6 protein-coding genes are annotated in these 8,664 nt (G+C 72.0%); all 6 read left to right on the top strand.

Features of this window, described 5'->3' with window-relative positions:
- Window positions 1–445: 445 nt before the first annotated feature.
- The gene (gene pheS, locus M3B01_RS14035; RefSeq protein ID WP_259793093.1) at window positions 446–1,564 is read left to right on the top strand and encodes a phenylalanine--tRNA ligase subunit alpha; all 1,119 of its coding nucleotides are present in this window, start codon (window positions 446–448) and stop codon (window positions 1,562–1,564) included.
- 1 nt (window position 1,565) lies between these two features.
- Window positions 1,566–4,184, top strand: a complete 2,619-nt coding sequence (gene pheT, locus M3B01_RS14030) for a phenylalanine--tRNA ligase subunit beta (RefSeq protein ID WP_259793090.1) — start codon at window positions 1,566–1,568, stop codon at window positions 4,182–4,184.
- 190 nt (window positions 4,185–4,374) lie between these two features.
- A complete protein-coding gene (gene argC, locus M3B01_RS14025) occupies window positions 4,375–5,448 on the top strand; it encodes an N-acetyl-gamma-glutamyl-phosphate reductase (RefSeq protein ID WP_259793089.1) in 1,074 nt (357 codons plus the stop codon).
- Window positions 5,449–5,513: 65 nt separating this feature from the next.
- Entirely contained in the window at window positions 5,514–6,683 is a 1,170-nt protein-coding gene (gene argJ / locus M3B01_RS14020) for a bifunctional glutamate N-acetyltransferase/amino-acid acetyltransferase ArgJ (protein ID WP_259793088.1), read from the top strand.
- On the top strand, window positions 6,680–7,657 hold the full coding sequence (gene argB / locus M3B01_RS14015; RefSeq protein WP_228018443.1) for an acetylglutamate kinase: 978 nt from the start codon (window positions 6,680–6,682) through the stop codon (window positions 7,655–7,657). Before argJ ends, argB begins: the two co-directional genes overlap by 4 nt.
- Window positions 7,650–8,664, top strand: a 1,015-nt coding sequence (locus M3B01_RS14010) for an acetylornithine transaminase (RefSeq protein WP_259793086.1), incomplete at its 3' end; no start/stop codon positions are given. The genes argB and M3B01_RS14010, both read left to right, overlap by 8 nt.

Below are 8,664 nucleotides of genomic sequence, written 5' to 3'. Positions count from 1 at the left end.
CGGGGCTGGCCGGGACCAGCGGACGAGCCGCAGCTCTGCAGTGCTCCAAAGCCTCCGGAAGGCATCATTGCCCGGTCAGTCCCACGAGTGACCGCGGAGACCTTGGCGAGGTCAGTTCAAGCGCCCCCCGGCCGTCCCGTCCGAGTGATCGCGCACGATCAGCTCGTCCGCGAAAGTGCGTGCGGTCCTTCCCGGTGGCGGCGATGCTCAGGTCATCGGTGCCCACCGTGAGCCGGGAATCCGAACCGCGTTCCGAGGCAGGACCGGCTGCTCCGTGTCCGCTCCGTGCGTGACCATGTCGGCACCTCACCTGGAACCTTCCCCGAAGTGTAAGGAGGGCGCGGCGAACACGACATGGGGAGCCGTCCCCATCCCTCCTAGAATGGACAGCGGTGCCCGCGCCCGACGCGGGCGTTCCCGTGCCCGCCGGACGAAAGCGATACCCGTGTCCGAAACATCCCCCGCCTCCGAGGCGCCCGTGATCGACGAAGCCACCATCGGTGCTGCCGTCGACGCAGCGCTCGCCGCCGTCGCCGCGGCGCGCAGCACCGCCGAGCTGAAGCAGGTGCGCATCGACCACACCGGGGACTCCTCCGTGCTGGCCACTGCGAACCGTTCCATCAAGGACCTGCCCAAGGACCAGAAGGCCGCGGCCGGCAAGCTGGTGGGGCAGGGCAAGGGGCGCGTGCAGAAGGCCATCGGGCAGCGGCAGGGCGAGATGGCCGCTGCCGAGGAGGAGGCCGCGCTGGCTGCGGAGACGGTCGACGTCACCCTCCCGGTGGACCGCCGGCCGCGCGGGGCGACGCATCCTCTGACCACCCTGACCGACCGCATCAGCGACGTCTTCGTGGGGATGGGCTGGGAGGTCGCGGAGGGCCCGGAGATCGAAGCGGAGTGGTTCAACTTCGACGCCCTGAACTTCGATGTGGACCACCCGGCCCGCCAGATGCAGGACACCTTCTACGTGGCCGGACCGGACGGCGGCGAGGGCAGCGGGCAGATCCTGCGCACCCACACCTCCCCGGTGCAGGCCCGCTCCCTGCTGGAGCGCGGCGTGCCGCTGTACATCGTGTGCCCGGGCGAGGTGTTTCGCACCGATGAGCTCGATGCCACCCACACCCCGGTGTTCCACCAGGTGGAGGGCCTCGCGATCGACAAGGACCTCACCATGGCCCACCTGGTGGGCACCCTGGACACCCTGGCCAGGGAGCTGTTCGGCGGTGAGCCGATCACGCGCCTGCGCCCCAGCTTCTTCCCCTTCACCGAGCCCAGCGCGGAGATGGACTTCCGCTGCTTCTCCTGCGAGGCCCGCCACGGCCTGGACCACGACGCGGATCCCGCCTGCCGGGTGTGCGGCGGCACCGGATGGATCGAGATGGGCGGCTGCGGGATGGTCAACCCCGCCGTGCTGCGTGCCTGCGGCGTGGATCCCGAGGAGTACCAGGGCTTCGCCTTCGGCCTGGGCATCGAGCGCATCCTGATGCTGCGCAACGGGGTGGAGGACATGCGCGACATGGTGGAGGGCGACGTCCGCTTCTCCCAGCACTACGGAACGGAGATCTGAGATGCCCCGCATCCCGCTGACCTGGCTCGCCGAGCACGTCACCCTGCGCGAGGGGGCCGGCGCCGAATCGGTCGCCGCCGATCTCGTCTCCGTCGGCCTCGAGGAGGAGGCCATCCACGGCGCCCAGGTGACCGGACCGCTCGTGGTGGGCCGCGTGCTCGCCCTCGAGAAGGAGCCGCAGAAGAACGGCAAGACCATCAACTGGTGCCGGGTGGACGTGGGCCCCGAGCACAACGTGGCCGCCGACGATCCCAAGGACCCTCAGCCCGGCCAGGAGCAGCCCTCCCGCGGCATCATCTGCGGTGCCCACAACTTCGAGGTGGGCGACCTGGTGGTGGTGTCCCTGCCCGGCACCGTGCTGCCGGGCGACTTCGCCATCGCGGCCAGGAAGACCTACGGCCACACCTCCGACGGCATGATCTGCTCCGGCGAGGAGCTGGGCCTGGAAGCGGACCCGGAGGGCGAGGACGGCATCATCGTGCTGGGTCGCGGTCTCGGTGCGGGCCTGACCGGTGAGCCCGGTGACGACGCCATCGCCCTGCTGGGACTCGGCGACGAGACCGTCGAGATCAACGTGACCCCAGATCGCGGCTACTGCTTCTCCATGCGCGGCGTGGCCCGCGAGTACTCCCACGCCACGGGCGGTGCGTTCGTGGACCCCGTGACCACCGTCGACGCGCCGGAGGGCACCCGCGGCGGGGTGCCGGTGCAGCTGCGGGACGATGCCCCGCTGCGGGGCGGCGAGGGCTGCACCCGGTTCGTGACCCTCGAGGTTCGCGGCACCGACGCCACCGCCCCCACGCCGCGCTGGATGAGCCGTCGCCTCACCCAGGCCGGGATGCGGCCCATCTCCCTGATCGTCGACGTCACCAACTACGTGATGCTGGATCTGGGCCAGCCCCTGCACGCCTACGACGCGGAGAAGGTGGTCGCACCGATCATCGTTCGCCGTGCCCGGGCGGGTGAGAAGCTGACCACGCTGGACGATGTCGAGCGCACCCTGGATGCCGAGGACCTGCTGATCACCGACTGCGGCGGACCAGAGGGGGATCGTGTGCTGGGCCTGGCCGGGGTGATGGGCGGGGCGGAGACGGAAGTCACCGATGCCACCCGCAACGTGATCCTCGAGGCCGCCACGTTCCAGCAGATCACCGTGGCGCGCACCGCCCGCCGCCACCGCCTGCCCTCGGAGGCCTCCAAGCGCTTCGAGCGCGGTGTGGATCCGCACCTGCCGCTGGTGGCCGCCCAGCGTGCCGCCGAGCTGATCGTCCAGTACGGCGGCGGCGAGATCGACCACCGCGTCACCGACGAGGGCACCATCACCGAGCCCTCCGCGATCGACTTCCCGATCGCGGACGCCGAGCGCGTCGTGGGCGTGGCCTACACCCCCGAGCAGGTGCGCAGCAGCCTCGAGATGATCGGCTGCACCGTCGAGGAGGCCGGCGCCCCGGCGGGCGGCAGCGACGACATGCTGCGCGTCACCCCGCCCAGCTGGCGCCCCGATCTGGTGGTCCGTGAGGACCTCGTCGAGGAGATCGCGCGGCTGGTCGGATACGACCAGATCCCCTCCGTCCTGCCCACCGCCCCCGGTGGTCGCGGGCTCACCCGTTCCCAGCGGGGCCGCCGTAACGCCGGGCGGGCGCTGGCCGAGGCGGGCCTCACGGAGGTCGCCTCCTACCCGTTCATCGGCGAGGGCGTGTTCGACCAGCTGCGCTACGACGCGGAGGACGAGCGCCGCCGCGCCGTGCGCCTGCTGAACCCCCTGGCCGACGACGAGCCGCTGATGCGCACCGCCCTGCTGCAGACCCTGCTGCCGGTGGCGCGCCGCAACCTGGGCCGCGGTGAGGAGAGCGTGGCCATCTTCCAGGTGGGGTCGGTGTCGCTCTCCCGCGGCGAGGCCGGTGTCTCGCCCGTGCCCTCGGCCGCGCAGCGACCCTCGGACGAGGAGCTCGCCGCCGTGCAGGACGCCCTGCCCGCACAGACCCGGCGCCTGGCGGTCGTGATCGGCGGAGCCAGCGGCCCCGGATCCTGGATGGGGGAGGCACCCGCCTGGGGGTGGGCCGACGCCATCGACCTCGCGCACCGTGTCGCCGCCTCCGTGGGGGCGCACCTCGAGGTGCGTCAGGCCGAGCACGCGCCCTTCCACCCCGGCCGCACCGCCGAGCTCACCGTCCAGGGCGCCGACGGAGAGCAGACCGTCGTGGGACATGCCGGGGAGCTGCACCCCGCAGTGATCAAGGCGTACTCCCTTCCCGCCCGCAGCAGCGCCCTCGAACTGGACCTGGAGGCCGTGATCGCGGCGGCCCCCGCGGTGGTCGAGGCCGTACCGGTGCCCACGTTCCCCCCGGCCAAGGAGGACTTCGCCTTCGTGGTCGATCAGAACGTGCCCGCCTCGGCCGTCCAGGCCGCGATCGTGGTGGGCATCGGAGATCTCGCCGAGAGCGTTCGCCTGTTCGACGTGTACACCGGCGATCAGATCGGCGAGGGCAAGAAGTCGCTTGCCTTCGCGGTGCGGCTGCGGTCCGAGGACGGCACCCTCACCGGCGAGCAGATCGGTGCGGCCCGCGAGCGCTGCATCCGCGCGGTGGAGGACGCCGTAGGAGGCGTGCTGCGAGCGTGAGTGCGTCTACGGCACCTACTTAACCGCTGAACCAAGGGCTTAACCGCTCCAGGTGGGCCCTGTGCAACCCGAGGGGCCCCTTCGAGGGGCGTCCGTGTCGAAACCGTTACCGACGAGGCCCCCCGCCCGTACGAGGTGTGCACCACAGCCGAGTTGGCTGATCATGCACGGGCATGTATAGACTTTCGCCATGTCTGTCACGCAGTCCCTGCCCCGCATCGCGGTCGTCGGCGCCTCCGGATACGCCGGGGGCGAGACGCTGCGCCTGCTGGCCGGGCACCGCGGGGTCCAGGTTGCCACGGTGGCCGCGCACTCCAGTGCAGGCAAGCAGCTGAGCGAGGTCGCCCCGCACGTGGACCTCGGGCACGACCCGGTGCTCCAGGAGACCACGGTCGAGAACCTGTGCGGACATGACGCCGTGGTCCTCGCCCTGCCCCACGGGCAGTCCGGACACATCGCCGCCCAGCTGCGGCAGGTGGATCCGCAGGTGCTCGTGCTCGACCTCGGGGCGGACCACCGCCTGGAGAGCGCCCAGGACTGGGAGGACTACTACGGCAGCGAGCACTCCGGCACCTGGACCTACGGCATGCCAGAGCTGCCCCTCGCCGATGGCACGCGTCAGCGCGAGCTGCTGCGCGGGACTCGCGAGATCGCCGTGCCCGGCTGCAACGCCACCGCCGTCACCCTCGGGGTCGCGCCCCTGGTGCGCAGAGGACTCATCGACGGCGGCGCGCTCGGCGCCGTGCTCCCCGTCGGCTACTCCGGTGCGGGCCGCACCGCCAAGCAGCACCTGCTGTTCAGCGAGGCGCAAGGATCCGCGTCGCCCTATGCCGCGGGAGGCTCCCACCGGCACGTGCCCGAGATCCTGCAGAACCTGCGCCGGGCCGGTGCCGAGGGCGAACTGCGCCTGACCTTCACCCCCGTGCTGGTGCCCATGAGCCGCGGCATCCTCGCGGTGATCAATGCCCCCGTCGATCCCGGCACCACCACCGCGGACCTGCTGGAGGCGCTCGGGGCCGACTACGGCCAGGAGCACTTCCTCACCGTCCTGCCGGAGGGCCGGATGCCCGCCACCGGCCAGGTCACCGGCGCCAACACGGTGCGCATCGGCGCGGCGGTGGATCGTCGCAGCGGCCAGGCCACGGTGATCGCCGCCCTCGACAACCTGGTCAAGGGCACCGCCGGTGCCGCCCTGCAGTCCCTCAACCTCGCCCTGGGCCTGCCGGAGCGAACCGGGCTGAGCCGAACCGCGCTCGCCCCCTGAGCCCGGCAGCCCCCGCACCAGCCTCCGCTCGCTCCCCGCCTCCCCACAGACCCCCGGAGACAGCCATGACCGTCACCCGCCCCCGCGGATTCCGCGCCGCCGCAACGGCCGCCGGGATCAAGGCCACCGGTGCCCTGGATCTCGCCCTCGTCGTCAACGACGGCCCGCGGGACACCGCCGCGGCCGTGTTCACCGCGAACCGCGTCCAGGCCGCCCCCGTGCTCTGGTCCCGCCAGGCCATCGCCGATGGTCGGTCCCGCGCCGTGGTGCTCAACTCCGGCGGTGCCAATGCCTGCACCGGCCCGGAGGGCTTCGCCGACACCCACCGCACCGCCGAGCACACCGCCCAGCAGCTCGGCATCTCAGCCCAGGACGTGCTGGTGTGCTCCACCGGCCTGATCGGTGAGCGCCTGCCGATGGACGCGGTGCTGGGCGGGATCGACACCGCGGCGGCCGCGCTCGCCGTGGGAGCCGAGACCGATGAGGCCGCCTCGCGCGCCATCATGACCACCGACAGCGTGCCCAAGACCGCCTCCGCGACCACGTCCTCCGGCGTGGTGGTGGGCGGCATGGCCAAGGGCGCCGGGATGCTCGCGCCCCAGCTGGCCACCATGCTGGTGGTGCTGACCACCGACGCCGACATCGACCCCGCCACCGCCGGGTCCGCGCTGCGCGCGGCCACCGCCACCACCTTCGACCGCGTCGACTCCGATGCCTGCATGTCCACCAACGACACCGTGATCCTGCTGGCCTCAGGTGCCAGTGGCATCACCCCGCGGGCCGAGGAGCTCGCCGAGGCCGTCCGGCAGGTCTCGGCCGACCTCGCCCGGCAGCTGGTGGCCGACGCCGAAGGAGCCGCCCACGACGTGCACGTGATCGTGCGCTCGGCCAGCACCGAGCAGGCCGCCCTGGCCGTGGCCCGGGAGATCGCCCGCTCCAACCTGGTCAAGACCGCCGTGTACGGCAATGACCCCAACTGGGGCAGGATCGTCGCCGCCGCCGGCTGCGTCCCCGAGGACGTCGCCCCCTTCGCCGTCGAGGACCTCTCCGTGAGCGTCAACGGGGTGGAGGTGTGCCGCTCCGGCGGAGCCCACCGCGACCGCTCCGAGGTCGACATGACTCCCCGCGAGACCCTCATCGAAGTGGACCTCGGCGCCGGCACCGCCACCGGCGACATCTGGACCAACGACCTCACCCACGAGTACGTCGAAGAGAACAGCGCCTACTCCTCATGAGCGTGACCGCCCCCGACCCGAGCCGGCCCGCCCAGACCCTGGTGGGCAAGAACCCCCTCGCCCAGCTCGACGCCGCCCGCCTCGAGGCCCGCAGCAAGTCGGCCGTGCTGATCGAGGCCCTGCCCTGGATGCAGCGCTTCCGCGGCAGGATCGTGGTGATCAAGTACGGCGGCAACGCCATGGTCGACGACGAGCTGCGCCGCGCCTTCGCCGCCGACATGGTCTTCATGCACCTGGCCGGCATCCACGTGGTCGTGGTCCACGGCGGTGGGCCCCAGATCAGCGCCATGCTGGAACGGGTCGGGATCGACTCCACCTTCCGCGGCGGCATGCGCGTGACCGACGCCGACACCATGGACATCGTGCGCATGGTGCTGGTGGGCCAGGTGGGCCGCGAGCTCGTCGGCCTCATCAACCAGCACGGCCCCTACGCCGTGGGCATGTCCGGGGAGGACGCGCACCTGTTCACCGCCAAGCGCCGCGGCACCGTCGTGGACGGCGAGGACATCGACCTGGGCCACGTGGGAGCCGTGGACGGCGTGCGCATCGAGTCGATCAGCGACCTGCTGGAGGCCGGCCGCATCCCCGTGATCTCCTCGATCGCACCCGAGGTGGACGAGGACGGGAACCTCACCGGCGAGGTCCTCAACATCAACGCCGATCTCGCCGCGGCAGCCATCGCCCAGGGCCTGGACGCAGAGAAGCTGGTGATGCTCACCGATGTGGAGGGCCTGTACCGCGACTGGCCGGACCGCGATTCGCTGATCCCCGAGATCGCGGCCAGTGAGCTGCGCGCGATGCTCCCCGAGCTCACCGAGGGCATGATCCCCAAGGCCGAGGCACTGCTGGGGGCCGTGGACGCCGGGGTGCGCACCGCCGCCATGATCGATGGCCGCATCGAGCACGCGGTGCTGCTGGAGGTCTTCACGACCAAGGGGATCGGAACGATGGTCAGGAGGGACGACTATGTCTGAGCACGGGACGCAGACCGGCTACGGCACGCGCTACGCACAGTCCATGATCCCGGTGTTCGGTACCCCCCAGAGGGTGCTGGTGCGCGGGAAGGGTGTGCACGTCTGGGACGAGCGGGGAACCCGCTACCTCGACCTGCTGGGCGGGATCGCGGTCAACACCCTGGGCCACGGCCACCCCTCGATCACCTCCGCCCTGTCCAAGCAGGCCGAGAACCTGGCCCACGTCTCCAACTTCTTCGCCACGCCCCCGCAGATCGAGCTCGCCGAGACCCTGCTGCGCCTCGCCCAGGCCCCCGAGGGATCCGGCGTGTTCTTCGCCAACTCCGGCACCGAGGCGAACGAGGCCGCCTTCAAGATCGCCCGCCGCCACGGCGGCCCGCGGCGCCCCCGCATCCTCGCCCTCGCCGACTCCTTCCACGGCCGCACCATGGGAGCGCTCGCGCTCACCTCCAAGGTGGCCTACCGCGCCCCCTTCGAACCCCTCCCCGGAGGCGTCGAGTTCCTCCCCGCGAACGACGAGGACGCCCTCGCCGCCGCCCTCGCCCCGGGGGACGTGGCCGCAGTGTTCGCCGAACCGATCCAGGGCGAGGCAGGCGTGCGCCCCCTGCAGCCCGCCTACCTGCAGGCGCTGCGCAGGCTCACGCGCGAGCACGGCACCCTGCTGATCCTGGACGAGGTGCAGTCGGGCATCGCCCGCACCGGCCACTGGTTCGCCCACCAGGCCACCCAGGGCGTGACCCCCGACGTGATGACGCTCGCGAAGGGCCTGGGAGGCGGGTTCCCCATCGGGGCGCTGATCGCCTTCGGGTCCGAGACGCGCGATCTGCTCACCGCTGGGCAGCACGGCACGACCTTCGGCGGCAACCCGCTGGCCGCCGCCGTGGCCCTCGCCGTCCTGGGCACCATCGCCGAGGACGCGCTGCTGGAGCACGTGCGCACCGTCGGCGACGCCTTCTCCCAGGCCGTGACCGCGCTCGGCGACGACCGCATCACCGAGGTGCGCGGTG

It is taken from the genome of Brachybacterium sp. p3-SID957 (assembly GCF_025144775.1).
Taxonomy (GTDB): domain Bacteria; phylum Actinomycetota; class Actinomycetes; order Actinomycetales; family Dermabacteraceae; genus Brachybacterium; species Brachybacterium epidermidis.
The sequence above is the reverse complement of the archived record's forward strand: the minus strand, read 5'-3'. Positions and strand labels throughout refer to the sequence as shown.